Source organism: Amycolatopsis vastitatis (assembly GCF_002234595.1).
GTDB lineage: Bacteria > Actinomycetota > Actinomycetes > Mycobacteriales > Pseudonocardiaceae > Amycolatopsis > Amycolatopsis vastitatis.
The window spans coordinates 1-787 of sequence record NZ_NMUL01000097.1 but is presented as its reverse complement, the minus strand read 5'-3'; the positions used below and the strand labels follow the sequence as shown (position 1 = coordinate 787).

The 787-nt window shown below is 70.1% G+C and carries 1 protein-coding gene and 1 pseudogene; both read left to right on the top strand.

Going from position 1 to position 787, the window contains the following annotated elements:
* A partial coding sequence (locus tag CF165_RS49300; RefSeq protein WP_240522212.1) for an AbrB/MazE/SpoVT family DNA-binding domain-containing protein occupies positions 1-254 on the top strand: 254 nt, incomplete at its 5' end.
* A pseudogene (locus CF165_RS53340) lies at positions 251-787 on the top strand (site-specific integrase); the annotation flags it as partial. The gene CF165_RS49300 and the pseudogene CF165_RS53340, both read left to right, overlap by 4 nt.

The window sequence follows — 787 nt, the reverse complement described above, 5'->3', positions numbered from 1 at the left end:
CCCGCCTGGATATCCGTGAGTGTCACGGCCTTCTCGTCGTCCAGCCTGACGGGCACGGCGTCTTCAGCGTGACCAACCAAGGCCACCTTCGGCTACCCGCTGCCGTCCGGCACTGCTGTGGTCTGATTCCCGGGGACCGCGTTCTGCTGGCCGCCGATCCCCGGCGTGACGTGCTGATCGTGCATCCGCCTGCCGTGCTCGACGACCTGCTCGCCGCACGCCACGCGGAGCTGCTCGGCGGTGATCTGGGATGACCGCACAGACACCGGCGTCGGCTGCGAGTGCTGCCGAGCTGGACGCCGCGCGGCTGCTGCTGGCCCGGATGGGCGTCTCGGCCGAAGACCTCCTCGCTGAACCTGTCAGCCGCCCGCCGGTGCCGACGTTCGCGGAGTACATCCCGACCGTCTCGGCCGCCGTCACCGACGGCACACGCCGCGTCTACGGCTCCTACTGGAACCGCATCGCCGAGCACTGGGGCCACCGCCACCTCGACGAGCCGACTCCCTCGGAGATCAAGCAACTGGTGGAATACGTGAAGGTCAACGTCGTCGCCCGACGCAACGCCCGCGGCGGCCGGAGTGCCGGCGAGCACCTGATCGCCGCGTTGCGCTGCCTCTACCGGCACGCCGAAGACGACAAGCTGATCACCCACGCCGACAACCCGGCCCGCAAGGTCGCCAAACCCCGCCGCCTGCCCTCGACCCGCCGCGCGGTGGCCGATACCCGGCTGGCCGAGATCAACGAGACCGCAGCAACCACCGGCAACGACCCAGCGCTGGACAGCTTG